This is a genomic window from Mesorhizobium sp. M0815 (assembly GCF_040319995.1).
GTDB lineage: Bacteria > Pseudomonadota > Alphaproteobacteria > Rhizobiales > Rhizobiaceae > Mesorhizobium.
In genome coordinates, this window is sequence record NZ_JAMYOU010000080.1 from 1 (window position 1) to 640 (window position 640).

Annotated in this window: 1 protein-coding gene; it reads left to right on the forward strand. The window is 58.3% G+C overall.

The window, feature by feature from the left end:
* The coding region (locus NKI01_RS30820) for a transcriptional regulator (RefSeq protein ID WP_352965863.1) at positions 1 to 640 on the forward strand (640 nt) is incomplete at both ends.

Sequence of the window (640 nt, forward strand, 5' to 3'; positions counted from 1 at the left end):
AAGTGCTCGTCGTGTTCAAGAGCGAATATCGTGCGGTCAAGAACGACGCGATCGAAGTGTCGATGCCGATCGGGCTTTACACCGGCTTCGAGGTTACCGCGCCCTGCGGCCTTTGTTCGCCGGACGGCATCATCGGCTTGCTCGATGTACCGAACACTTTCCTCGATCCGGATCGTATGAAAGCCGGGCTGTTGTGGTTCACCCGCGGTTTTGTCGAATACCAGTTTCCCAATAATGCCAAGCTCGCCAATGCCGAGATCACCGAGCTCGAAGTGGCGATAGAGCTGTCTTCGGAAGTGCCGGGCACCAGCGCCGATTGGCCCTCGGACATCACGCTGACGATCAATGGCGTCGATGTCGGCACCTGGACGTCGCCGGGGGATTTCGGCGACAAGCGCGGCGTCTTCACGCCGTCCTGGTGGAAACTCAAGGGTTCGCAATACGGCAAGCTCAAGAACTGGCGAATTGCCAATGACGGCACCTATGTCGACGGCCTCAGGATTTCCGAAACCGGCCTCGCCGCACTCGATCTGAAGAGCCATCATTCAATCCGCGTCCGTATCGGCGTCAAGGACGACGCCAAGCGCCCCGGCGGGATCAACATTTTCGGCAAGGGCTTTGGAAATTACGATCAGGACAT